General features: G+C 71.6%; 23 protein-coding genes and 1 pseudogene. 4 read left to right on the top strand and 20 right to left on the bottom strand.

Going from position 1 to position 24,018, the window contains the following annotated elements:
- Positions 1-272 precede the first annotated feature (272 nt).
- The 17 genes from ACFVU3_RS31890 to ACFVU3_RS31810 form a co-directional block, all read right to left on the bottom strand.
- Complete coding sequence (locus ACFVU3_RS31890; protein ID WP_390071712.1) at positions 273-3,827, bottom strand: LysM peptidoglycan-binding domain-containing protein; 3,555 nt, start codon at positions 3,825-3,827, stop codon at positions 273-275.
- Between the two features lie 7 nt (positions 3,828-3,834).
- Entirely contained in the window at positions 3,835-4,221 is a 387-nt protein-coding gene (locus ACFVU3_RS31885; RefSeq protein ID WP_390071710.1) for a pilus assembly protein TadG-related protein, read from the bottom strand.
- A gap of 92 nt (positions 4,222-4,313) precedes the next feature.
- A complete protein-coding gene (locus ACFVU3_RS31880; protein ID WP_390071708.1) occupies positions 4,314-4,778 on the bottom strand; it encodes a TadE/TadG family type IV pilus assembly protein in 465 nt (154 codons plus the stop codon).
- Positions 4,775-5,119 carry a TadE/TadG family type IV pilus assembly protein gene (locus tag ACFVU3_RS31875; RefSeq protein WP_390071706.1) on the bottom strand — a complete coding sequence of 115 codons (345 nt, stop codon included), beginning with the start codon at positions 5,117-5,119 and terminating at the stop codon, positions 4,775-4,777. The genes ACFVU3_RS31880 and ACFVU3_RS31875 overlap by 4 nt, the downstream gene beginning before the upstream one ends.
- Positions 5,120-5,228: 109 nt before the next feature.
- Positions 5,229-5,417, bottom strand: coding sequence for an LPXTG cell wall anchor domain-containing protein (locus ACFVU3_RS31870; RefSeq protein ID WP_390071704.1), 189 nt, complete (start codon positions 5,415-5,417; stop codon positions 5,229-5,231).
- A gap of 25 nt (positions 5,418-5,442) precedes the next feature.
- On the bottom strand, positions 5,443-6,330 hold the full coding sequence (locus tag ACFVU3_RS31865) for a type II secretion system F family protein (RefSeq protein WP_390071754.1): 888 nt from the start codon (positions 6,328-6,330) through the stop codon (positions 5,443-5,445).
- Positions 6,331-6,335: 5 nt separating this feature from the next.
- A complete protein-coding gene (locus ACFVU3_RS31860; protein ID WP_390071703.1) occupies positions 6,336-7,256 on the bottom strand; it encodes a type II secretion system F family protein in 921 nt (306 codons plus the stop codon).
- Positions 7,253-8,839 carry a CpaF family protein gene (locus tag ACFVU3_RS31855; protein WP_390071701.1) on the bottom strand — a complete coding sequence of 529 codons (1,587 nt, stop codon included), beginning with the start codon at positions 8,837-8,839 and terminating at the stop codon, positions 7,253-7,255. Before ACFVU3_RS31855 ends, ACFVU3_RS31860 begins: the two co-directional genes overlap by 4 nt.
- Positions 8,832-9,701 (bottom strand): hypothetical protein, encoded by an 870-nt coding sequence (locus ACFVU3_RS31850; protein WP_390071700.1) that lies wholly within the window; start codon positions 9,699-9,701, stop codon positions 8,832-8,834. Before ACFVU3_RS31850 ends, ACFVU3_RS31855 begins: the two co-directional genes overlap by 8 nt.
- Entirely contained in the window at positions 9,701-10,402 is a 702-nt protein-coding gene (locus tag ACFVU3_RS31845) for an SAF domain-containing protein (RefSeq protein WP_390071699.1), read from the bottom strand. The genes ACFVU3_RS31850 and ACFVU3_RS31845 overlap by 1 nt, the downstream gene beginning before the upstream one ends.
- Before the next feature lie 57 nt (positions 10,403-10,459).
- Positions 10,460-11,323, bottom strand: coding sequence for an ATP/GTP-binding protein (locus ACFVU3_RS31840; RefSeq protein WP_390071697.1), 864 nt, complete (start codon positions 11,321-11,323; stop codon positions 10,460-10,462).
- Positions 11,324-11,358: 35 nt separating this feature from the next.
- Positions 11,359-11,979 carry a hypothetical protein gene (locus ACFVU3_RS31835; RefSeq protein WP_390071696.1) on the bottom strand — a complete coding sequence of 207 codons (621 nt, stop codon included), beginning with the start codon at positions 11,977-11,979 and terminating at the stop codon, positions 11,359-11,361.
- 299 nt (positions 11,980-12,278) lie between these two features.
- Complete coding sequence (locus ACFVU3_RS31830; RefSeq protein ID WP_390071694.1) at positions 12,279-13,229, bottom strand: replication-relaxation family protein; 951 nt, start codon at positions 13,227-13,229, stop codon at positions 12,279-12,281.
- Positions 13,229-15,499 (bottom strand): hypothetical protein, encoded by a 2,271-nt coding sequence (locus ACFVU3_RS31825; protein WP_390071693.1) that lies wholly within the window; start codon positions 15,497-15,499, stop codon positions 13,229-13,231. Before ACFVU3_RS31825 ends, ACFVU3_RS31830 begins: the two co-directional genes overlap by 1 nt.
- Positions 15,499-15,987 (bottom strand): hypothetical protein, encoded by a 489-nt coding sequence (locus ACFVU3_RS31820; protein ID WP_390071692.1) that lies wholly within the window; start codon positions 15,985-15,987, stop codon positions 15,499-15,501. The genes ACFVU3_RS31825 and ACFVU3_RS31820 overlap by 1 nt, the downstream gene beginning before the upstream one ends.
- Positions 15,988-16,252: 265 nt before the next feature.
- Positions 16,253-17,184, bottom strand: a protein-coding gene (locus tag ACFVU3_RS31815) for an IS5 family transposase (RefSeq protein ID WP_390071690.1) whose coding sequence is annotated in 2 segments (ribosomal slippage) — positions 16,253-16,836 and positions 16,836-17,184 — 933 coding nt in all. Because the reading frame shifts where the segments join, the coding sequence is not laid out codon by codon here.
- A gap of 56 nt (positions 17,185-17,240) precedes the next feature.
- Positions 17,241-17,714 (bottom strand): hypothetical protein, encoded by a 474-nt coding sequence (locus ACFVU3_RS31810; protein WP_390071689.1) that lies wholly within the window; start codon positions 17,712-17,714, stop codon positions 17,241-17,243.
- A gap of 300 nt (positions 17,715-18,014) precedes the next feature.
- Between ACFVU3_RS31810 and ACFVU3_RS31805 the strand changes: the two genes are divergently transcribed.
- A complete protein-coding gene (locus ACFVU3_RS31805; protein WP_390071687.1) occupies positions 18,015-18,461 on the top strand; it encodes an SRPBCC family protein in 447 nt (148 codons plus the stop codon).
- A 14-nt stretch (positions 18,462-18,475) separates the two neighbouring features.
- Here ACFVU3_RS31805 and ACFVU3_RS31800 read toward each other — a convergent pair.
- Positions 18,476-19,278, bottom strand: a protein-coding gene (locus tag ACFVU3_RS31800; protein ID WP_390071752.1) for an IS5 family transposase whose coding sequence is annotated in 2 segments (ribosomal slippage) — positions 18,476-18,964 and positions 18,967-19,278 — 801 coding nt in all. Because the reading frame shifts where the segments join, the coding sequence is not laid out codon by codon here.
- Between the two features lie 440 nt (positions 19,279-19,718).
- On the opposite strand from ACFVU3_RS31800, the gene ACFVU3_RS31795 reads away from it, so the two are divergent.
- Both ACFVU3_RS31795 and ACFVU3_RS31790 read left to right on the top strand, forming a co-directional pair.
- Positions 19,719-20,123 (top strand): DUF4357 domain-containing protein, encoded by a 405-nt coding sequence (locus ACFVU3_RS31795; RefSeq protein WP_390071686.1) that lies wholly within the window; start codon positions 19,719-19,721, stop codon positions 20,121-20,123.
- 103 nt (positions 20,124-20,226) lie between these two features.
- A complete protein-coding gene (locus ACFVU3_RS31790; protein WP_390071684.1) occupies positions 20,227-20,559 on the top strand; it encodes a zeta toxin family protein in 333 nt (110 codons plus the stop codon).
- Here ACFVU3_RS31790 and ACFVU3_RS31785 read toward each other — a convergent pair.
- Both ACFVU3_RS31785 and ACFVU3_RS31780 read right to left on the bottom strand, forming a co-directional pair.
- Positions 20,513-20,818, bottom strand: a complete 306-nt coding sequence (locus ACFVU3_RS31785) for an FG-GAP repeat domain-containing protein (RefSeq protein WP_390071750.1) — start codon at positions 20,816-20,818, stop codon at positions 20,513-20,515. The two genes, ACFVU3_RS31790 and ACFVU3_RS31785, sit on opposite strands and share 47 nt — an antisense overlap.
- A 186-nt stretch (positions 20,819-21,004) precedes the next feature.
- The gene (locus ACFVU3_RS31780; RefSeq protein WP_390071682.1) at positions 21,005-21,739 is read right to left on the bottom strand and encodes a hypothetical protein; all 735 of its coding nucleotides are present in this window, start codon (positions 21,737-21,739) and stop codon (positions 21,005-21,007) included.
- A 1,382-nt stretch (positions 21,740-23,121) separates the two neighbouring features.
- Between ACFVU3_RS31780 and mobF the strand changes: the two are divergent.
- A pseudogene (gene mobF / locus ACFVU3_RS31775) lies at positions 23,122-23,935 on the top strand (MobF family relaxase); the annotation flags it as partial.
- Positions 23,936-24,018: the final 83 nt, after the last annotated feature.

Here is a 24,018-nt window from a genome sequence, read left to right as displayed (position 1 = left end):
CGCCGCATTGAGCCGGGAATTGGGCGGCGTGTAGTTGCTGGACCGCCCAGTGGATGAGCGGCGGAGGCGGCTTGGCCGGGGCTGGGGCACCCGAACACTCTCTTCCCGTCAGTCTGGTTGGTCTTGGACGAACTGGAAGCGGCCGAGGGCGAGGGCATCGGCTTCCGCCGGGTCGACGAAGAACCCACGAACACCATCGACACCACCTCACGCAGAAGGCGCCCGGCTCTGCATGAGCCGGGCGCCCTCTGCGATCCGCTGTCTGCTGCCGGTCAGGCCCGGGTGGCCTGCACCATGCGGATCGTGCCGGCGGTCTCTTCTTCCATGGCCCACCCGTGTTCGGCCAGGAGGGTTTCCAGGCGCTGGACGGACTGTTCCAGGCCGCCGTGGTCGCCCAGGAGTGCCAGCGCACGGAACCGGTGACGCCACAGTTCCTCGCGTTCGCGGGCGACTTCGAGGCCGCGGCCGGCTGCCCACAGTGCGCCGCGTCCGTCCCCGGCCTCCAGGCACCAGTCGGCGAGCAGGGCGGCGGAGTTGATGACTCGGTCGTTGATCTCCTCCACGATCGGCTCGGCCCAGCCGTAGTAGGTGGAGCTGACGCCGGAGAAGGGCCGCCCGCGGACGAGTTCGAGCGCTCGGCGGAGCAGTACCTGACCCTGGGCACGGGGCAGCTGCAGGGCGACGTCGTGCAGCAGCTGGAACTGGATCCAGTCGCATTCCACGCCGGCGAGCCGGTGTCCGTCGGTGTGCTTGGCCATGTGCCGGAAGTACGGCTGGCCTTCGTCGTCGTTGCCGAGCCAGCGCCGGACGTCCCGCAGCCGCGTGTTACGGGTGCTGGGACTGGTGAGGCCGCCGCGGGGTGACAGGACCTCGTCGATCTGGGGCGCGGTGGCACCGGGGTTGAGGACGAGGAAGGCGGCGAGTTCGGTGGCTCTGGTGCGCCGGTTGGAGTCGACGGTCCCGCGGGCGCCAGTGATCTCCACGGCGCCCAGGATGCTGATCAGGGGCTGGTCCTGGGGAAAGTCGATCTCGGGCGGTCCGGCAGTGTCGGTGGAGGCGGCGGGCAGCCGGACGGTGATGTGGGGCAGAGGTCGGGCAGCGGGGAGGACGACGTGGCCGGGGGAGACGGAGGCGGGCAGGACCGGCACCGTGGCTGCGGCGCCGCCGTCCCTGCCCGCCGTACCTGCGTCCATGTCCGCCTCCGTGTCCGTGGTGCTGACAGACCCGGTCGCGTCAGCGGGGCTGGCCGTGGCCTCGGATGTGGCCCGGTTCCCGGTGTCCTCGGCGCTGTCCACGGTGCTCTTGGGAGTGACGTCCCCGGACACGTCGTCCCCGTCGTCCTCGCTCCCGTCGTCGAGGTCGGCGAGGCGCGACAGCAGGCTTGGCTTGCCCTCGCCCGCCGGTACGGCCGTCGGGGGCTCGGGGGAGGTTACTCCCGCGGCTTCGGCACCGGGCAGGAGCCGGTCGAGAGGGACGGGCGGCGGAGCGGGGACGCCGGTGGCGGAGTCCGCGGTCACGGCCAGGGTGAGGATGTCGGCGTACTCGTCGCCGCTGCACATCGACAGCACGCACCGCAGGGGAGTGTTCGGCACGGGGAAGTCGGGGTGGTCGGTGTCGATCTCCCACACCTCGCCCGTGCCGCGGGCCGCCTGGGTGCTGCTGGTGATGAGGGCGGTCGAGGACAGGGGCTCGTCGCGCAGGAGGGCGTCGAGATGTCCGGTGGCGTCGGGGGTGGGGCAGGTGTCCAGGTCGGCCAGGACCACCAGGGGGCTGAATTCCTCGGCCTCCGGTGTGAGCCGGGCGTGGGACATGTCCGGCAGGCCCGCGTCGGCCATGAGCTGCTGCTGGCCGGTGTGGTGGGCGCGGGCGGCTTCCGCCGCCGTCTTGAGGTCCTGGTGCTCCTGGACGCGCTGGGCGTCCAGGAGCCCGAGCCCGGGGGCGGTGTCCTCGCCTGCGACGGCTACATCGACCTGCCCGAGCGGGGACAGTGCCAGGGAGACGCCCAGGGTGCGCAGCATCTGCAGGTGGCGGCTGCCCGTCAGGTGGAGCGCGCCGAACTCGTCGAGGTCGACCAGGAGGAGGCCGCCGTCGGTGTCGCTGCCGAGGAGGACGAGCGCCGGGTAGGGGGCGGCGACGTCGGCGGCTTGCTCGGGGTCGAGGAGGCCGGCGGAATCGGCAGGGCACCACCACACGCCGGGCCGGCCGGTGGCGGTGGTGAAGGGGGCCGCCGGGGTGAGGCCGTCCCCGTCCTGTGCAGGGTCGGACAGGTGCAGCAGGATGCCTGCGTCCCCCAGCTGGACGGCGGCCAGCGGCGGCAGGTCCCGGTCCTCGGAAGCCAGTTGGGCGGCGAGCGTGCGCAGCGAGAGGTCCAGCAGGAGCAGTTCCGTGCTGGAGTCCACGCTGCGCAACGCCTGCTCGGTGACGGTGGCGCTGCCGTCCGGCATGGCGATGAGGGTTCCGGCGCTGCGGCGGCGCCGTTGCAGCGCGCGCCGGCGCTGGAGCATCAGCACGACGCCGCTGGCGGCGGCGAGGCCGCCTGCAGCGGCCAGGACGATGCCCGCGGTGGTGCTCTCGGACGCCTGTCCGGCGGGCTCGGGCGCAGGGCTCGGCGGGGCCGGGCTGGTGCGCTCAGGGGCCGGGGTGGCCGAGGCGGTGCCGTCGGCCGGTGCGGTGCTGCGCTCGGGGGACGGAGCGGTCCAGGACGGGGCGGCCGTCTCGGTGGCGGGCGGGGCTTCCTTGTCCGCGTCCGCATCGGTGGTGGGAGCGGGGGCGGGGGAGGCGGGTGGAGCCTTCGGGGTGTTGGGCTGTGCGGGCACCGCCGGTTTCGGCGAGGGGCGCTGAGGGGCCGCCGGCTGCGGGCCGGTGTGTTGGGGCAGGTCGAGGACCTGCCCGGGGTAGATCTTGTTCGGGTCGGTGAAAGTCCCGCCGCCGGGGACGGCCTCGCCCCGGTTCGCCTCGTAGATCGCGGGCCAGTCCTCGGGGTCGCCGTGGGCGTCGGCGATCGACCAGAGGCTGTCACCGGCCCGGACCGTGACCCGGTCCGATGCCTCCGCCACGTCCTCGGCGTCCGTCGTGCTCGCCTTCGGGACGGTGGTGCCGGCGGCCGGGAAAGCGTCGGCCCGGGTCACGGACGCCGGGGCCTGCCCGCCGCTCTCCACGACCGCGGCGGCAGTGGGCCGGGCGTCGGCCGGAAGCTTGATGACGGCGCCCTTGGGGAGGTACTGGTCGCCCGCAGTGAGCTGGGGGATGCCGGGGTTGAGCGCGGCGATGTCCTTCCACCGCTTGCCGTCGCCGAGGTAGTCCTCCGCCAGGTCCCACGGCAGTTCGCTCGCGGATGCAACCGTGTGCGTCAGCCCGCCGGCCTCGCCCGTCCGCGCGGAGACCGCAGAAGGTGCCCCGGCCGTCGTCCCGGCCTCGCCGACGGTGTGGGTGGCGCTCGCCGCGACCGACGGGGCCACGGTCGCGGCCGAGGCCGCGGTGGGGGCGAGGAGCACGATGCCGCCGACGAGGAAGGAGGCGAGGGACTGCACCGACCCCAGTCCCCGGATCCTGGGGGCGGACCGGCGGCGCAGCACGGCGACGAGTTCCACCAGGACCGAGAGCGTGAACGCCGCCCACCCCGCCCAGCCCAGGCAGGTCAGCACGACGAGGAACAGTCGGCCGTCGTCCTGCTCCAGCAGACTGAACCCGCCCCCGGCGAGTTCGGTGGGCTGATGCCCGACGGCCAGCAGCAGGTAGGGGACACCGGCCACGAGGGCGGCCAGGACGACGAGCCCGAGCACGGCCCGCAGCAGGAGTCCGGCGGTACGCAAGGGAGCGGGGGTCATAGGGGGCTCAGCCTCCGGCCTGGGTCTGTAGATGCGCGGTCGCGGTGCCGGTCACGTGGATGGTGCCGACGCCGACGAACTGCGCGAAGTAGGTGCTGTAGCTGTCCTGGACGTTCACGGTGAGACTGCGCCCGTCCCCGGTGATCTCGGCGCTGCCCTGAAGTCCGGCGGCCGCGAGGTAGTCCTGGGCGGCCGCGAGGGCGGCATCCGGGTCGAGGGTGATCGCGTCACCCTCCATGGCCTGGGCCACGTCCAGCTGCTGGCCGGCGGCCCGCGCGGCCTCCTGCGCGCCCGACGTCGCCCGGTTCGCCGCGTTCAGCGCGCCGCCGCCGTCGACCAGCAGGCCCATCACCATCAGCAGCGCCACCGCGACCAGGGCGAAGTACAGCGACATCGAGCCCCGGTCACGCTCGGCGCGGGGAAGACGGACGGCCGGGACCGCCCGCCACCGGGACCCGGCCCGGCGCCGGAGAAGGCGTAGAGGGGTCACTGCCGCCCCCGGTAGATGTCGAGGGGACTGCTCCAGGACGCGGTGAGGGTCTTGGAGCCGGGCAGGCCCGGCAGGCCGATGTCGGACAGGTCCGCCGTGCACGAGATCGTCGCGGTCACCGTCGCCTCCTGCCCTATGTCGAGGGAGTAGCCGGAGGTGTCCACGGTGACGCTGGAGGCCCGGCAGGTGACGCCTTCGCCGTCGAGACTGCCGGCCGCGGCCGCCTGCGCGCTGGCCTGCGCACTGCCCGCGTCCCGTTCCAGGGACGCCGCCCTGGCCGCGGCTCGGGCGGCGCCGTCCACGGAGCCGGCCGCGCTGGTGACCCGCCCGAACGCGATCATCAGCAGCAGCATGCCGATCACCACCGGGGCCAGAACCGCGGTCTCCAGGGCGTAGGACCCCCGGTCACGGCCCGGCCCCCGTACGGCCCCTGCCAGCCGGGCGTGCAGAGTTCGGGTCATGGGGCGGTCACCCGCTCCACGGGAGCGTCCGCGTGCTCGGCGACGGACAGGGTCAGGCCAGGGACCAGGGTTGCGACGTGGCCGCGGACCGTGATGCGGACCATCTCTGCCGTGCTCCCTCCGGAGGACACGCTCGCCCCCCGGACGCTGTCGCCGAACCGGGCCAGATACGTCTGCGCCTGCGCCACGCCGTCGCCCGCGCCCGCGTTGTACTGCCGTCCGGCCTCGGCTCCCTGCCGGGCGGCGGACTGGGCGACGCTCTTGGCGTGGAAGTAGAAACCGGTCTGGATGATGGTGAAGCCCAGCGCGAGGACGACGACGGCCAGGACCGCGAACTCCACGCTGCCCACCCCTCGGTCGCCGCCGAGGCGGCGGCGGAACTTCGCTTTCAGGCGGTGTGCCTGCGGACGGCTTTGCACCCTCGCCCCCTTTCCTGTCCGTTCTGCCTGGTCAGCCGCCGCTGATGATGCCGATCTTCTCCAGGAGCTTGGAGCGGATCGCGAGGACCAGCAGGCCGGCGCCGACCAGCAGGGCGCCGGCGATCAGGGCGAGTTCGGTGGAGGTCTGGCCCGCGTCGCCGCGGTTCTTCAGAGCCCGGTAGTGGCTCTTGATCCACACGGTCAGGGTCTGGATGTCCATGATGGGGCTCCCCTTTTTTGGGTGTTCAGCTTCCGAGGATGGTGATCGTGACCGGGATCATCACGAAGACGAGCATGAGGATGACGCCGGCCGTGACTGGCAGGACCATCGCCGCGGACGCGGCGTTGGCCTCGGCTTTGGCGTCGGACAGCAGCGCGATCCGCAGCTGCCGGGCTTGGGCCTGCAAGGTGGTGTAGACGGCGGCGCCCTCTCCGGCGAGCGCGAGGGTGTCGGCCGGGCGGGTCAGCTCGGGGATGCCGAGTTCGTCGCCGAGCTGCTTGAGCGCGTCCCACACGGTGACGCCGGCGAGGTCGGCCTGGTGGAACACCTGCCGCATGCGGGCGAAGATCCACCCGTCGCCGACCTGCGCGGTCTCCGTCAGGGCCTGGGCGGCGCCGGAGTTCGCGATGCGGGCGAGCGCGACCCGCTCCAGGTAGGAGGCGGCCGCGTGCCGCACGACCTGCCGCGCGGCGGTCGCGTCGCGGGCCACTTCCCTACCCGGCCACAGCCAGAACAGCGCGGCCAGCGCCAGGGACACGAACGCGGGCATCACGAGCGGCAGCGGAGCACCGGTCAGCGCGAGGAGCCCCTGGAGCAGCTGCGGCAGCAGCAGCCCGTACAGCGAGAACAGCACCCTCTTGCCGAGGTGTTCGGCGGGGCTGATCCGCAGCAGCGCGAGGTCCTGCGCGGGCAGGGTGATGCGGCCGCCGAACTCGCCGAGCAGCCGGGTGCCGACCCGCTCAGGCAGGCTCCCGGTGGACACCGGCCCGGCCGAGGCCACGGTGGGGCCCCCAACCTTGGCGACGTCGAGGCGGTCGAGCGCGGAGGCCAGGTCCCGGCGGGCAGGCAGCAGCGCGCGGACGGCCAGGCCGATCAGCGCGCCCGCGGCGGCCGCGGGCAGGACGGCGTTCATCAAGATCACCGGGTGCCTCCCGTCAGAGCGAGCAGGGCGGAGGCGGGCAGCGGGTCAATCAGCCGCGGGTCGGGCTCGGTCCGCGCGATCGTCCGCAGCCACCGCAGCGTGTACGCGAACGCCCCGCCGAGACCCGCGAGGACGAGCTGCCCCATGGGGGACTGGTACCAGCCGGACCAGGCGTCGTTGAGCATGCAGCCGATGACGACCACGCAGATGACCATGGACACCATGCGAGAGGACTTGCGGACCTTCGCCCGGTCGGCCTCGATGTCGCGGGCGTCCGCGGCCTGCTGGTGGATCGTGACCGCCAATGCTTCAAGGGCGTCCGACAGGCCGGGCCCCTTGTAGACGGCGTGTGACTGGAACAGCAGCACCACGTGGTCGCTGACGCCGTCGGCGAGTTCGTCGGCGAACAGCGCGAACGCGTCCTCGGCCTCCATACCGCTGCGGAGCCGGTCCGACAGCGCCTGCACGTTCGCGGCGATCGGGGCCGGGGCGGCCTTGGCGGAGGCGCGGATGGTCTGCGGCAGGCTGATGCCAGCCTGGTGGATACCCGCCAAATGGTTGAGCCACTGCCCCAGCGCCTCCAGCCGCTCGATCCGCAACGACGCTGCGGTGCCGGGGTTGAGGACGTAGGGCAGGCCGAGGACGGCGGCACCCGCGAGGAGCCCGTGGACGGGCCACCCGGTCCACGCCCATACCACCAGCGTGACGATGCCGGCGGCCGTGACCAGGTGCCGCCATCGGCGCTGCCACTTGTCCGGCAGACCCGCACGGGCCCGCTGGATCCGGCCCGCCATCCGGGACGCCGGCTTCGCCGGGTCGACGACCCGGCCGCGGGCCTCGCGCACGGCGGCGAACACGGCCAGGACCGCGACGACTGAGCACAGCGCGGCGACGAGAGCGAGCTGGGAGGTGTTCACCGGCGCCCCACCGTCGAAAGCGGCCCCATCCAGGCACCGTAGGGGTTGTCGGTCAGCCACTGCCTGCGCATCAGCCCGGTCAGCTCCAGCTCGTCGATGAAGGACGGCATGTTCTTGTACACCGCGCGGATCTCCCCGCCCTGCGGCGCGAACAGCTCGGTCGTCACCGGCCGCCCGCCCTCACCGACGACGTCGTGGACCTCGTAGATGTGCGAGACGAACCGGTGCTTCTGCCCGCCGATCGCGGTCTCGTCCAGGTAGGTCAGGTAGACGACCAGGTCGATGGAGGACGCGATCAAATGGTGCGCGGCCTCGGTCTGCATCCCGGCCTCCGTGCACAGCTGCACCAGCCGGCTGATGATGCCGTGCGGCCGCCGTACGTGCAGCGTGCACATCGACCCCGAACCGCCCGCCGACATCGCCTGCAGCATCGGCACGATCTCCGTGGAGCGGACCTCACCGACGATCACCCGCGTCGCGTTGTACCGCAGCGCGGTCGCGAACATGTCGGAGATCGTCACCTCACCGGCCGGACCGCCGCCGCGGGTCTCGCCGTTGGACTGCCGCGCCTCGAACGCGTACGTCACCGGCCCCGGCTTCGGCCCCGGCTCGTCCAGATACAGCTCACGGTCCGACTCCAGCGTCACCAGCCGCTCCGACGGCGGGATCTCCCGCCCCAGGGCCCGCAGCAGCGACGTCTTGCCCGCGCCCATGTCCCCGACGACCAGGATGTTCATCTTCGCGTGGACACACGCGGTCAGGAACCGCTCCAGCATCGGATTGATCGACCCCCACTGGACCAGCTCCGCGATCCCGTGCTGACGGATGCGGTGCCGGCGGATCACCACCGACGGCCGCGTGGTCAGCAGGCTCGCCGTCACCCGCGACCCGTCCGGCATCCGGAAACCCACCATCGGGGTGGCCTGCGTCAGCGCGCGTTCGCCGTGCCCGGACAGCCGCGCCATCCGGTTGACCCACGTGATCAGTTCCTCGTGGCTACCGGCGACCTTCTCGATCGTCTGCCGCGGCCGGTCGTGGTACTCCACGTGCGCCCGCAGCCCGTCGACCATCACGTCCTCGACGCCGTCCTGGTCGAGCAGCGACTGAAGCCGCCCGCCCCGGTACATCGAATCGAAGACCGCCGTCCCAACCGCGGTCTCCTGCTCCGCCGTCAGCGGGGTGTTGCCCTGCGCGTAGGCGGTCGCCCAGTCCGCGACCGCGTTGCGCACCAGGCGGCGGGCCAGAGCCCGCCGGTCGGCCTCCTCCAGCAGCTTGTCGGGGTCCTCGGCGCTCAGCTTCGTCGACACCAGGGACTGGAGGTGCTCGATCACCTCCCACTCCACCGGCAGCGCGCCGGGCAGGCCCGCGAGCGACGGCACCGCCCCCACCCCGCCGTCCCCGGCCGCCGGCGCGGCCGCGGCGGGAGCGTCGGGCGAGACGGCCGACGGAACGGCGGGCTGCGGGGCGCCGGCGGCGGTGGGGCGGCGCTGCCCGATCCGGCCGGCGAGGAGACCGGCGATGTCTGCCGGCCCCATCGGCGCCGGCGACCCCTCCGCGCCCGGACGCTGCTGCGTGTCAGCCACGACGTCCCCCTCGCTCCGCGAGCCGCTGAAGCATCCCGCTGATCTGCACGCTGCCGGTCCGGGCGGGGTACTGCTGCTGGATCCGGCGCCGCGACGCCGCCGCCTCCAGCTGCTCCGTCGCCGTCCGCGCATGCCGCAGCAGCCCGCTGCGCGCGTACCCCCGCGGCGGCCGGCCCCCGTTGGTGAAGAAGGAGCCCACCGCCGGCTCGAACGGAAGCGCGCCGAGCACTGGTGTCTTCAGGGCGTCGGCGACCTGGTGGGCCCGCGCCGGGCCCTCCTCGATCAGCAGCAGCCCGAGCGCGTCCATCCCGCTGCCGTGCTCGGCGAGTTCGGTCCGCAGCGGCTCGATGATGTGCCGGGCCAGCGTCAGGGACTGCTCGGTGCCGCGTACGACGAGGAGCACCAGGTCGGCCTGGTGCAGCAGCGGCGCCGGCGTGAGCGAGGTGTGCAGCCGCCCGGACTCCAGCGCCACCCGCCCGGCGTCGATGAAGACGTCGTGCCCGGCCTCCTCGGCCATCACGTGCAGCACCTCGGACAGCATCGGCCAGGTCCGGCTCAGCGCACCGGCCTGCCCCGGATCGGTCAGACCGGGCAGCAGCTTGCGGTGTCCGGCCTCGTCCAGCGGCCACAGGTGCGACGCGAACGCTCCGGCCAGGGCCTCCGGCCCGGTCCGCTCGGCGGCCGCCAGATGGTAGAGACCCTGGCCCGCGCCGACCTCGCCCTGGAGGAAACCGGCCCGCAGCGTCCCCCCGGCCGGATCGCACTCGGCCAGCAGAGAGGGGCGCTTCGAGGCGAGCGTGAGCGCGAGCGCGCTGGTGGTGACGCCGCAGGATTTCGCGGAGACGAGAGCGGTGACCGGCATCAGTGGCTCCGCGGCTGACGGACGATCGCGACCCGGCCCTGCGAGGCGCGCGTGGCGAGCAGCGGACCGTCGGTCGGCCCCACCGCCAGGTTGACGACGACGCTCCCCGACGCGTCCGGCCGCGACACGCTCACCACGACCGCGCTCACGGTCGACGGCGGCGCCTCCGCCTTGCCCCCGGTCTGCTCCCCCTGCGCCGGAGTCGTCACCGCGAGGACCTTGTCACCCGGGGCGAGTGTCCCGGCCGGGGCCTGGCCCCGCTTCACCTGCACGCCCACCTGCTGCTGGTCGTCGCCCAGACCGGTCCCCGCCGCGAGCTGCGAAGCGGTCAGCAGACCGCCCTTGCGCAGCTCCACCGCGGTCCGCTTGCCCACCAAGGACGCCTTCTGCGCTGCGGGCACCGGGGTGAGCGCCGCGTCCGCGGACACCTCGGCCACCGTCAGGTCCGCCGCGGTCAGCGGCTGGCCGGCCGGGACGTCCCGGGCGACAGCCAGCACCTTCGTGCGGTCGCTCGACGACGTCACCGCCGCCGCCGCACCCAGGCCCGCGACGGCCGCCAGGACCACGCACAGCGCCGCCACCGACCAGCGGCGCTCCTTCTTCACCGGCACGCTCGTGGTGATCGGGATCTCCGGACGCGAGGGACCGGAGGGGCCACTGGGGTTCGAGGGGCGCGGGACCGGCGCCGAAGTGGTTTCCATGGTGGTGCCTCTCAAGAACAGGAAGCAGAAGAGAAGGAAGAGAGGAGGGAGAGGGGGCTAGTTGAGGACCTGGACCTCAACGACCGTGATGTCCGCGGAGCTCTCGCGGACCTCGGTCATCTGCCCGGCCTGCGCTCCGCCGGTGACCTGCCAGTCGATTGACCAGGTCGAGGTCGCCGTCACGTGGTACTTGCCCGTCGGGGTGGTCGAGGACGGCGCGGTGTAGCGGTGCCCGCAGTCCGGCGACGGCTGCTTGCCGTACTCCGCCCGGTACGGGGTGCCGGGCGTCGTGCACGTCACCGTCGTGCCGTCGCCCATGTTCCACACGATCTTGCTGACCCGCGCGGTCGCCGTGACGCTGACCGGCCCGATCGCCGCCGAGGTCACGTTGGGCCCGTAGGTCTCGGGACCCGTCGCCGTCCACATGTACACGGGCAGACCGACGACGCCCCGGCCGCCGGGCTTCGGCGTGAGACCGATCTCCGGCCCGCGCAGCAGCATCTTGTCCACCGCCTGCCGCGCGACGTCCGCAGGATCGATCACGGGAGCGCCACCGCCGCCGGCATCGGGCGGGGCGTCGGTGAAAATGTTCTTGACGTCGTGGATGCCGGTCTCGTTGTCCAGGCAGTCCTCGATGTACATGGAGACGCCGGGCTTTTTCCCGTCCGCCCCCCACAAGGGACTGTCGTCCGGGGGCTGGGGGTCGGCCAGGGTGTAGGTGCAGGTGTAGCGGCTGTTCTCTTCACCACCGTTCTCGTCTCCGCCGCCGCCTCCGCTGGAGTTCCCTTCTCCAGTGCTGCCGCTGCTTCCGCCGCCGGGCTGGGTGTGGCCGGGAGATCCTGGTACTTCCACGATCGAGCAGACGAAGCCGTTTTCGCACTCCTGCCCGTCCGCTGCCTCGGCCGGGGCGGGGAGCGCCAAGGCAAGAGGGAGAGCGAGGGCGAGGTACCGGCGGGCTAACACGGCTGGTCCGGGTGCAGCTCGTCCTTGAGAACCTTCCAGGAGCCGTCCCAGCGCTCCAGCGAACTGGTGATGACGTACTTGCGGGCGGCGTTCGTGGGCACGGGGGCCGGCTTCCCGGTCTTCTTGTCGACGATCTTCCATGCGGAGACGTCCAGGCAGGCCGATACGGAGACGCTGGGGGTCTTCTTCTCCAGCTGGCCCCCGGTCACGGTGGTGTTGCTGAGCACTGGTTTCCCGGCCATGGTCCGCTTGTTGTTGTTCAGGTTGGCGATCGTCTCCTGCGCGTTGGCCAGAGCATCGGCCACGGCGTAACGCTTCAGGTCTGTGCCCTCGAACGCCGGCACCGCGAACGCCTTGGTCATCTCGGCCCAGTACGCCCGGTAGGCCGCGACGGCCTGCTTCTTCGCGGCCTCTTCGGGGGAGTCCGGCGAAGGGGTCGCGGAGGCCGGGGCCGAAGACGTCGGGGAGGCGGGCGTGGCCGGCTTCGGCGAGGTCGGTTCGGTGGACGAGCAGCCGCTGACCGCCGCGAGGCCGGCGAGGAGGAGCGCAAGAGCGCCTCCCCGGCGTGGAGCGGTGCTGAAGCGCACGCGTCGCATGTGCGTATGGGTCGTCATGATGTCTCCCGATGCATATGCAGTCACCTGGCGCCACCTGCGCTTGTCGTCCCGCGAGGGGTCTGCCGCGTGCTGCGGGACCGCTTCCGTTGCGCGAAGGTCAAGATTACGCAAGACCACATCAACCGCACTGGGAGTAACTGTTGTTGAGGCTCCGGGATGCGATGTAATCGGCCAATTTGGGGCCGGGAAAAGACCAGAGTGTGTCAGGTTCTGGGGCGGTTCCTGTGTCAGGTCGCCGGGACGGTCCGCGTATGTCCTGTCCGCCGTCGAAGGCCCCCTGCCCGGGGCGTGGATGCTCACGGGGCGGCCGGCGCGGTGAAGAGGATGTCGGTGGGGGTGGGGGCGCCGAGCAGCGGGGTGACGATCGGCGCGAACGGGCCGCGGTCGCGGAGGTCGTCGAGGGTGGTGACCCCGGCGGCGAGCTGGGGGGTGCGTCGGATGCGGGGGTCGGCCTCGGCCAGGGCCCGCAGGTCCTCCGTGCGGCGTCGCAGGATCGCGTCGCCGGCGCCGGTCAGGACGATGAGGAGGCGGGGGACGGCCGGGTAGCGGTCGCGCCACGCCTCGCGGCCGGTGACCGTCGTGGTGGGCCGGAAGCCGGGCGGGGGTGTGGGCACGTAGGTGGCGTAGCGGGCGTAGGAGGTGAGTTTCCGCCCGAGGCGGCCGACCTGCATGGTGGCCCGGTCGATCTCCAGGAAGTACGTCAGCAGCCGGCGCCCGGTGGGCGTGGTGCGGGTGTAGCGCAGGACGGCGTCGGGGATCAGCAGCGCGTCGTCCCCCACCCGGTTCTCTCCGTCACGGACGCGGTGGACCAGCTCCGGCTCCCAGTCCAGGGGCCCGCACTCGTCACCCAGCAACTGGGCCCAGGCGGAGAGGGCGAGGCCGGACTCCACGACGGCCAGGGTGTGCTCCTGGAGCTGGGAAGCGGCCGTCTCGGGGTTGATGCGGTACGCCCGGGAGGTGACCTCGCGGCTGGCCTCGACGATCTCCGCGCCCCGCGCGGTGACGTACCAGAGCATCTCCGGTCCGCCGAGCGTGCCCGCACGCCGGACGGTGCGCTCCACCAGGCCCAGGGTACGCAGTTGTTGCAGGATGCGCCGCAGGTAGACGGACTGGCGGGTGTGCGGGGTCAGCATCCGGCGGAGCTGCTCGGTGGCGACCAGGCGGTGCTGGTAGAGCACGGGCAGCAGCCGCTGCCCGAGGCGGGGCAGGCCGGCCATGGTGAGGGGCAGGGCAGGGACGGTGGTCATCAGCCGATCTCGCTTCCGCTGGTCGGGGTCAGGGCAATGGGCTGGACCGGCACCGGGGCCGGGGCGGGCGCCGCAGGGGCGGGGCGCAGGGCGGAGAGTTCGGCGAGGATCCGGTCGTCCAGGCCGGGCAGACGGCCGGTGTCGTCGCCGTCGAGGTCGCGCAGGATCTCGCGGACCGTACGTCGCCGCAGACTCGCGTCCACGGCCTTCTCCAGCTCGGGCAGCAGCTCGGGGTGGTGGTAGTCGGCGAAGACCTGGTGCAGCGGCACACCGGAGACCCGGAACGGCGTGGTCCGCTCCCCGTGAAGCATCGTGGACATCACGTAGGTCCACTTCGGCAGCGACATCAGCGTCTGCGGGGCCACCGGCTCCATCCGCTTGGTCACGAACGCGGCTTCGTCGCTGTCGGCCGCCGACGCCGACAGCAGGGACTGGTTCTGCATGAGCGCCATCCGGGTCTCAGCGCTCAGCCGCATCGCCATCTGCGTCATGCCCATCAGCCGCAGCTCGTACTTGCGCAGCTGCTCCAGGATCGCGGCGACGTAGCCGCGCGAGGCGCCGTCGATCGCGGTCAGCTCGTCGCAGAACGCGAACATCGCCGCGAGCTGGTCCTGGTCGATGCCTTCGCGTGAGCAGCCGGCCCTGAACAGGTCGAACAGCAGCAGCGAGGTGATGACCTGGTCCGCCGAGCCGGTGCCCGAGCAGCGCAGCAGCACGATCCGCGAGGTGTCCATCGCGGCCCGCATGTCGTATGTGGAGCGCGGCTGGCCCAGGAACGCCTTCAGCGAGTCGGAGGTCTCCAGCTGCTCCAGGGTCTGGGTCACCACCGGCACCGCGCCGCCCTCGTACCGGGGGAACGTTGTCTGCCAAAACCGCCGCAGCCGGGCGGGCAGGTACTCCAAGACCTCCGCACGCCACTCCTCGTCCGTGAGCAGCCGGGTGATCGAGAACAGGGTGGGCTGGAGGTCGGGGCGGCCGCGCCGGCACATCTCCAGTGCCAGGTAGGCGAGGACCTGCACGGCGTGCGACAGGATCGCCCGCGCACGCGGCGCCCCGTCCCCCCAGCCCTGCGCGGACGCCAGCCCGCCGACCACCGCCCCGATCACGTCCTGGACCTCGGCCGCGGTACGCCCTTCCATCGACAGCGGGTTCCACGACCCGACCCGCGCGGACGGATCCTTCGCGCTCAGGTCGATCAGCCACACCCGATCACGCAGCGCCGGATGCGTCAGATACGGCAGTGCCCGCTTCACCGCCGCGCCGTGCGGGTCGAGGAACCAGATCCCGGTTCCCCCGTACGCGAGCGCCACGGCCTGCACCAGCGCCAGCTCGCTCTTGCCGAACCCGGACTTCCCGAACGAGGCGCCGAACAGGACGTCCGCCTGCGGGGCCGCGGCCAGCCGGATGCGGCCGTCGGTGCCCAGGACCCGGCCCAGCGGCACGACGCCCGGCTGCCCGGTCCACTCCGGCAGCTGTGACGGCGCCGGCGGCACCACCCCTCCGGTCCGCACGACGTTCGCCGCCACGCAGTGCACGGACGCCGGCTTTAGCAGCGCGGTGATCTCCCGGGCCGTCACCCACTGCCGCTTCGACGGCACGAACTCGCCCGTCCGATACCTCCGGTCGAACGATCCTCGCCTCCACCACACACTGCTGTACGGGCGCCATCCCGTCCGCCGCGGCCCCACCGGCCGCCACCAGTTCTCCCCGCGCCACGCGTCCATCACAGCCATCACCTGGTGCAGCAGCGTCCGGGCCCGCGCCGGGTGCCGCGCCTCGACCCGGACCAGGACCTGCACCGCGAACACCTGCGTGTCCGCCGACGGCAGGAACTTGCCCACCCCGTCCGCGAGATCCGTCTGCCGCGGCGAGGAAGCCCTCCGCGCCCCGGACGCCTTCGCACCGCCCGTGCCGCCGGTCAGCCCCGCCGCCACCTGCCCGAACCACGCCCCACCCTCACCGCCACTGCCGCCCCCGCCGCCGGCGATCTGCTCCCCGTACGCCGACGGGCCGCGCCGCGCCGCACGCCGCATCAGCAGCCGCCGCCACCTCGCCACCCTCCGCCCCGACACCGGCACCAGGTCCACGACCAGGTCGGCCCGCTCCCCCCGCTCGCGGTCCACGTGGGCGCAGGCGGCCGCCATCATCTGCAACGGGTCGGGAGTGAGACTGGCGGCGGCGAGACGGCGGTGATCCGCCCGCGCCAGCACCAGTTCCGCCCGCGCCACATACGTCCTCCCAGGGGCGTCCTTCGGCTGTTTCTCCGGCATCAGGGCTTCTCCTTGCGGTTCTTCGGGAGCGGAGCGACGCCCGCGAACCGGACCGGCCGCACGACGCCGCCCGCCCGGCCGGTCTCCAGCACCTCCACGTCCGGGAACGACGGCAGCCGCAGCAGACCCGCCGACTGCGCCGGGCCCTCCAGCCGGGTCGCCAGCCGCCCGCCGTCGCTCCAGTGCCGCATCCGCACCCCCGACGCCCGCCGCGGCAGCCACCCGGCCGCCGCAGGCACCCGCGCCAGCCGCGCCGCGTGCCGCCCGATCTCCTCGGCCGACGGATCGAAGTCCCGCGACGGCACCAGGTCGACGACCGCCCGGGACCCGAGCGCGGTCCGGGCCCGGCGCAGCCACCACACCCACCCGGCCACCCACCCCACACCGCCGACCGCCCCCAGCAGGACGAGCCACCCCGCATACGGCCGCACGCCCTCCACCACCCCCGTCACCAGGGACGGGAGCGTGCCGGGCAGGGCATCTGCCATCACGCCGGCACCCCCGGCCCGCCGCCCGGCGCTCCCACCGCGGCCTTCCGGCACCCGGTCAGGTTTCCCTCTGCCACAAGCCCCTCCCCCGAAGGTCCGAGACGGCCCTTGCGCCGCCGTTCACCCCCGCAAGGAGCACCAGGAGCCGGAACGTGACAGGACTGGCCCGGGCATTTTGGGCGGGCCGGCTTTCGCCGGCAGCGGTACGGGGAGGAGCGCCCTCACCGGACGCCAGATCACCGGCTTCTAGGACTTGTTCGGGCGATCACGTGCGGAGCCAGATGGTGAGGGCCGCGGCGGTCGCGGTGCCCAGGTAGACGTAACCGCGCTTGTCGTAGCGGGTGGCGACGGCTCGGGACTGTTTCAGGCGGTTGATTGCCCGCTCGATGGTGTTGCGCTTCTTGTAGCGGTCCTCGTCGAAGCCGGGGGGCCGTCCACCTCGTGAGCCTTTGCGCAGGCGGGCGGCCTGGCTGTCGGTCTTCTCCGGGATGGTGTGGTGGATTCCCCGCCGTCGCAGGTACTCGCGGATGGGGCCGTTGCTGTAGGCCTTGTCGGCTGCGAGGCTGTCGGGCTTCTTGCGCGGCCTGCCCAGGCCGGATCTGGGCACTCGGATCTTTTCCAGGACCGGCTTGAACTGGGTGCAGTCTGCCCGCTGTCCTGGAGTGACGATCAGGGACAGTGGGCAGCAGCGGCCGTCCGCGCTCAGGTGGAGCTTGCTGGTGAACCCGCCGCGCGAGCGGCCCAGGCCCTCGCCTCCAGCACCACCTCCACCAGGCGGGCGACGAGACTCTGCCACGGTGTCTCGTCCTGGTGTTCCATCCTTCCGGCCCCTTTTGATCCCGGGGGCGGAGGCGAGTCGGTGCGGGCGCCGGCCGCATGCTGATGCGCGCGGACGATGGTGGAGTCGACCGAGATGTCCCAGTCGATCTCACCTGCGGCGTCGGCTGCAGCCTGGACCTGCTGGAGCAGACGTTCCCAGGTTCCGTCGGCCGACCACAGGCGGTGACGTTCATAGACGGTCTTCCACGGCCCGAACCTCTCGGGCAGGTCACGCCACTGCACCCCGGTCCGCACCCGGTGCAGAATCCCGTCGATCACCTGCCGGTGGTTCCGGCACCTGCCACAACGCCCGTTGCTGACTGGCAGGAACGGCCGCAGCCGTTCCCACTCGGCATCACTCAGATCACCCCGTCCCATGGCAGGAAGAACGACCTGGGCAGACGGCAGTCACAAGATCACACGAACCCTGATCTCTACTCCGTGACGAAGGGTGCGTATCCGACCGGGACCTCGCTCACCTGGAGGTCCGAGAAGAGCAAGGTCAGGTTGTGCGCGTTGGTTTCGATGCGCACCTCGTGAAAGTCGATCCCAAGGGCCGTCGACCAGCGGCGGGTCGCCTCGGACTCAGGAAGGAGTTTGGCTCCTGGGTACAGGGCGTGCCACTTCACACCCCAGACGTATCCGTCGAGATCGACACCGGGTTCGTGGTCGATGAGCCGTTCGTCCAAGGAGACCCGCCAGATCTCTGCCGGCACTGACGTGTCGCACCGGGCCTCGACGCAGTAGCGGAAGAGATACCGCAGGTGGGACGGCGCGATGCCCGTACGGGGATCAGCCGTCGCGTAGACGATGACCTCGTAGTCGCGCATGTAGTTGGTGTATCCGTGGTGCACGACAGCGTGATCGAAGGTCTCGTCCAGCATCTGCTCAAGTACGGCGGTATCCATGCCGCCCTTCTACCTCACTCAGCAAGATCTTCGATATCGAGATTCACGGGTGCTGGGCGCTGCTGCTCTCAGAGATCGCCCGGACAAGTCCTAGCTAGGACGACTCGATGGAGTCAAGGGATCGGTGAACAGCCGCTCGGCGGTCTGTTCTGCACGGACTGGCTGGCAGCGCGTTGGGGTGGTTGAGGTGCCTCCGCTCACCGGACGTCGCCTGCGGACCCAGGGGGTTGCTCGGCCTGGGCTGATCTTCGTAAGAGCTCGTAACACGATCATGGTGAGGCACTGTCTACCCTTACTGGGATGACGTCCCTCGCTGTTACTGCTTCTTCGCACTCATCGGCGTCTGCCGCCATCGTCTACGCGGCGCTCCTGGACGCAGATTCCTGGCCGTTGTGGTCCCCCTATGCCGACGTCGAGTGGGATGTGCCTGCGGGAGTCGACCGACCGGCACGCATGGGCGACCTGCGCACCATCCGCTCCTCCACTGGACGCACGTGCTGCCGCGAGCGCGTCGTCGAGATGGTTCCCGACCAGCGGTTCAGCTACGAACAGTCCGCAGGGCTGTTCACGTCTCATCAAGGGTCTGTGGACCTGGCCCGAGCCCCCCATGGCGGCACCAACATCACCTGGTCAGCAACCTACCGACACACCCTTCCTCTCTTGGACATGCTCAGGAGACGGCGTCTGCAGGTTTGGGTCCACGATCTCGCGTCATACGCCAACTCAATCGTGATTCGTAACTCCTAGAATTGCAGCACAAGTCACGATTCGATCTTCTTGAGACGCCTCCAGCAGATGAGACTGCAGGCGAGGGAGACGAAGGCGTCGTGGAGTTCGGTGCGGCGTTCCCAGCGGACGGCGAGGCGTTTGAACTGGTGGAGCAGGGCGAAGGTCTGCTCCACGACGTAGCGGAGCCTGCCCAGACCCTCGATGTTCGGGGCGCCTCTGCGGGAGATCACCGGCAGGATCCGGCGCTTGCGGAGTTCGCGGCGGTGGGGGTCGGAGTCGTAGCCCTTGTCACCGAGCAGAGCCTGGGGGCGTCGGCGTGGCCGGCCGGGGCGTCCGGCGACGGGCGGGATGCCGTCGACCAGGGCGAGGGTCTGGGTGACGTCGTTGACGTTGGCAGCGGTGGTGATGACCTTGAGCGGGGTGCCGCGTCCGTCGCAGATCAGGTGGTGCTTGCTGCCGGTTTTCCGCCGGTCGACCGGCGACGGGCCGGTGTCGGCTCCCCCTTTTTCGCGCGGACATGGGAGCCGTCGACGCATGCTCTGGACCAGTCCAGCTCGTCGGCCGCGTTCAGTTTGGCGAGCAGGATCTGGTGCAGCTGGTCGAAGACTCCGGCCTCCTGCCACCGGTCAAGTCGCCGCCAGCAGGTCTGGGCCGAGCCGAATCCCAGCTCCATCGGCAGCAGTTGCCAGGCGATGTCGTTGTGCAGCACGTACAGGATGCCCTGCAGGCACTGCCGGTCCGGCACCGGCCGTGGGCCGGGAGCCTTCTTGGGCCAGGGCGGCAGCAGAGGCTCGATCAGCGCCCACAGGTCATCGTCCACGATCCACGGCCGGATAGTCACACCATCCCGAACGGCCGAATCGCCATACCGGACACGGCCGACCAGGGCCGTTCAACAAGATCGTGTTACGAGCTCGTTGCAGCACCAACCGCATCACCAACATCGTGAAGGCCGTCCTCGTCCTTCACCACGCATCAGCGTGAGGTTGCAAAGAGCTCACTGGTAGGAAGGGTCGACGGCGGCGAGGTGCGCTTCGAGGGCCAGGTGATAGCCGACTGATGCGGTTTCCCGCGTCTTCACCGGCCCGGCTGGAACCGCGACCGCGCCGGGGCGGCCGGTGGCCGAGGGCGGGGTGCCGCCACTCCGAGCCACATCTTCACACAGTTCTGCTGAATAACTGAGAACTAGAGTTGACTTAAGCTGCTCGCGCCACTTAAGATCGAAGCGGAAGTCAGCTAAAAAGGCCCTTGGGGCCGTCGATGGCAGGAGAACGCATGGCCACTCTCAGCATCCACTTCGACCCCGCCGTCATCGCCCGGCTCACGAGCGCGAGCGGCGACGACACCATCCACGTCACCCTGTCCCTCGGCGGCGGATCCGACAGCGCAACGGCCACGCCCGTCGTCCCGCACGGGCCGCTCGCCGCGCTGATGCAGGCCGACCTGCTGAAGCCGGACACCGTCCTCACCTTCCACCAGCGCCGCGCCAACCGGTCGGGCCGCGCGGTCGTCACCGCCGACGGCCAGCTCATCGTCGACGGCCACCCCTCGCCCTTCCCCTCCCCGTCGAAGGCGGCCGAAGCCGTCACGGGCAACGTCATCAACGGCTGGACCCTGTGGCACGTCCAGGGTGACGGCCGGACGCTGGACGAGCTGCGCCGGGAACTGGACGCCCAGTAGGAGGCTGTGCCCGTCCGGCCCGCCGCAGGACCCTGCGGCGGGCCGGACGGGCACGAAGGGCACGAGGGAGTCAGAAAAGTTCGAACGCGGCCGGGAGACGTTGGTGGAGAAGTACGGCGAATTGCTCGCCGAGGTGATCGTGCCGCAGCTGACCGCAGTCGCGGTGGCACAGGAGAACCCGGTGGTGGTGTTCGTGGCCGGACAGGCCGGCAGCGGCAAAACGCTGGTGATGGACCTCGTGCACGCCGCCCTCGGTCAGCGGGGCGGCGCGGTGCGGGTGGACCGGGACGGCTACAAGGATCTTCAGATCGGAGGGGGATGGCCCTGTGAGGTTGACCAGCCTTTGATCTGCCTACGACGGCAGCGACGAGGCGTGGGAGGGACCGCTATCAGCCGAACAGGTTGTGTGAGCCCGACGCGTAGAGCGTCGTGCTGACGCGGGCCAGGCGGAACGGGACGTCGCGCCCGCCCGTGCCGGAGAAGTAGTACGTCCTCTTGGTGGCGGACTCGTAGGCGAGGAGGTCGTTCTTGCCGTCGCCGTCGTAGTCCCCGGAGCCGACGAGCTCGCCGTAGCGGCCGAAGCCGCCGTCGATGAGGCTGCGCTTGGTGAAGGTGCCGTCGCCCTTGCCGAGGTACATCCACAGGACGCCGTCCTTGTCGCGGGCGAGGAGGTCTCCCGCGCCCGCGCCCGCGATGTTGCCGGGGGCGGTGATCTGGTTGTAGACGCCCCAGCCGGAGCCGATCCGCTTGCGGGTCTCGAAGGGCTTGGTGGTGCTGCCGGTGGCCTTGTAGAGCCACAGGGCGCCCGTCTTGTCGGCGGCGAGGAGGTCGGGGCGGCCGTCGCCGGTGAAGTCGGAACCGCCGGTGAGCTTGTCGTAGGTCTACCAGCCGCCGCCGACCTGGACGCGGCTGGCGAACCCGCCGAGCCCGTTGCCCTGGTAGAGCCAGAGGACGCCGACCTTGTCGCGGGCGACGATGTCCGCGTGGGCGGAGCCGGCGAGGTCGCCCGTGGCCTCGACGCGGTCGTAGCTCTGCCAGCCGCCGCCGATCCGGGTCTTCGGAACGTCGACCTCGTTGCTGTACCGGCTGTCGCGGAAGCCGGTGTCCGACCAGAGGACGCCGGAGGCGTCCCGGGCCAGCAGGTCGGGGGCGCCGTCGTCGTCGAAGTCGTGGGGCTTCGCCGAGCGGGTCACGGTGAAGGAACCTGACCTCTTCAAGGCCGGGCCGACGCCGGTCCACGGCTCGGCGGTCATCTCCCAGGTGTACGCGCCGTTGGAGGCCATGCGGGTATTGGGCTCGCCGAACCTGTTCCCGTCGCCGAGCGTTCCCGACCACGCCGGGCCGAAAGGGAAACCCGCGCTGTAGTCGCTGTCCCAGCCGCCGGGCTCGTCGTAGCCGTCCATGACCCAGTCGTAGGTCCTGCCGGTGCGGACGTGCCGCAGCTGCACCGTGACCTTCGTGTCCCAGTGGTTCAGGTACCAGTCGAACGAGACGGTCGAAGCGTCGTCCAGGTTCACCGTGCCGGTGGGCACCCGGGCGGGCTTCATCTCGGCAGTCTCCGTCGGCGAGCCGCTGGCCGCGACGAAGGTGGCGACGGGCTTGCCGTCCGCCCCCACGGTGACGCGGTAGGCGCCGTCGTCCGTCCCGAGCCGGCCGCCGCCGGCCAGTATGCCGCCGCTGGTGTCCGGGACCAGCTCCTCGAAGCGGTTGAGCAGGGTGACCGGCGCGGCGGTGGCGGCGGTGAGGCTCCGGGCGCGCAGGCCGGGGTAGGGCGTCGCCTCCTTCGCGAGCCAGGGGGACCACGCCGTCGAGGAGCCAGTCGCCGACCAGGCCGATCACGGGCTGGGACTTCGCCGGGCCGAGCGCGACGGTCCTCCGGTCGGTCGTGCCCCGGGTGACCACGACCGCCTGGGCCGTGCCGGCCGCGTCGTTCTCCACCCAGGCGACCCGGGTGTCCGAGACGGCGAACGCCCCGGTGCCCGGGGTCCGGTAGGTCTCGGTGACCTTCCCCGCTTCGAGGTTCACGAGACCGTGGTACCGGGCGCCGTCGGCGCCCGTGAAGGTAACGACGCCGTGCTCGTCGGTGCCGGGCCGGACCGTGAAGTCCTCGGCGCCGGCAGGCAGTCCGGTGATCCGGCGCGTGCCCTGGGAGGTGTGGGCCGAGAGGAAGGGGCCGGACCCGGTGCCGTCGGTGGTGTCGAGGGTGAGGGTGGTGAAGACGTACGGTCCGGCGACGCCCACCGCCTGGGCGTCGTGCTCGGGCAGTCGGTAGCGGGCCCCGGTCGCCATGTCGACCACGCTCCTGGAGAGCTCGTCGACGTACAGGTCGCCGCCGGCCGCCATCAGGTATGCCCCCAAGGAGCTGGTCGTGCCGTCCTTGTAGCTTGTCCAGGTGACTTTCGCCGGGTCGCCGAAGTAGGTGCTGAAGAACCCGGCGCCGCCACCCGCCTCGATGGCGTGGTTCACGGGCATCTGCGCGACGGCCTCCCGCGTCTCCGTGGCCGCGCTGGGTGCGGAGTCCGCGACGGCGGCGGGGACGGTCAGGGCCCCGGCGCCGAGGGTGACAGCGAGGACGGTGGCGATGGCGGCGGCGGTACGACGCCGAGCTACACGCACAGCAAGCACGGGCTCTCCAGACGAAGACGGGGCGGCCCACAAAGATCCGCGGACCGACCTGTATGGCCATCGACCAGAAGCAGAGGTTGTACGAGCCTCCTGTCCCGGTGGTTCGAGAGGTCAGACATCTCGAACCACCGCCCGAATGCCTCGCCTGCCATCCGCAGACGGCCCTCACCCGATCGGTGACCACTCTGAAGATCCTTATTGGACGGCCCGCCTGGCGGGCGCCCCGGTAAAGATCTGGTGATGCCATCCCGCCCGGCGGGACCGACCCTGGATCACGCTTCTACGCAGCTCAGCGCCCAGGTTCCATGGGCTGGTGATCAGCATGTCGCCTGTGCGCCCGGGGGCCGGGGTGCGCTACCTGTTCCGTGGCGTGATGGTCGGCGACGGCCACCGGGCCGTGGGCACGACGCTGCGCGCCGCCCAGGACGAAGCCGGTGTCCCGCCCGGCATCTGGAAGGGCCGGGGCCTGGCCGCGTTCGGCCTGGTGGCCGGGGACGTGGTGAGCGAGCGGCAGGCCGAGCTGCTCCTGGGGGAGGGGCGGCACCCGGACGCCGACCGGATCGAGCGCGAGCTCCTGGCACAGGGCAAGAGCCCGGCCCGCGCACGGTGGGTGACCGTGCTGGGCAGGCCCATCGAGCACAACCGCTCACCGAAGACGGAGAAGGCGAAGGAGCGCACGCCGTGGCTGGCGATGGACCTGGTCTTCCGGACCCCGTCGACGGCCCACATCGCGTGGGCGCTCACCGACGACGAGACCCGTCTCGTACTGGAGTCGTGCCAGGACGTCGCCCGGGACAAGACGCTGGCGTGGCTGGAGGAGTCAGTCGCGCAGATCCGGTGGGGGAGCGGCGGCAAACACCGCTGGCCCGTGAAGGACGGGTTGATCGTCGCGGTGTTCCGGCACTACGAGTCCCGCGCTGCCGAGTCGAAGCCGCTGCTCCACGACCACGCGGTCGTGTCGATCCGCGCCCGGCGGCCGCACGACGGGGAGTGGGGGCAACCTGTCGGCGGACTCACTGATGGCGCACATCGTCGCGGCCGACACCCTCTACACCCTCCACTTCATGGAGGAGGTGACGGCGCGGCTCGGGTGGGCCTGGGAGCCACGCGAGGTGACCCCGGGCCGCCGGCCGGTGATGGAGATAGCCGGGGTACCGCACGAGCTGATCGGCTGGCTGGCCAAGCGCGGCCACGCGTCAGTTGGTGGGGTGAGCGGGCGGGGGTGGTGGAGTCTAGGTCGATGGATCTGCTGTGTCGCACCTCACTGTTC

The sequence above is a fragment of the Streptomyces sp. NPDC058052 genome (assembly GCF_042885515.1).
Classification (GTDB): Bacteria; Actinomycetota; Actinomycetes; order Streptomycetales; family Streptomycetaceae; genus Streptomyces.
The sequence above is the reverse complement of the archived record's forward strand: the minus strand, read 5'-3'. Positions and strand labels throughout refer to the sequence as shown.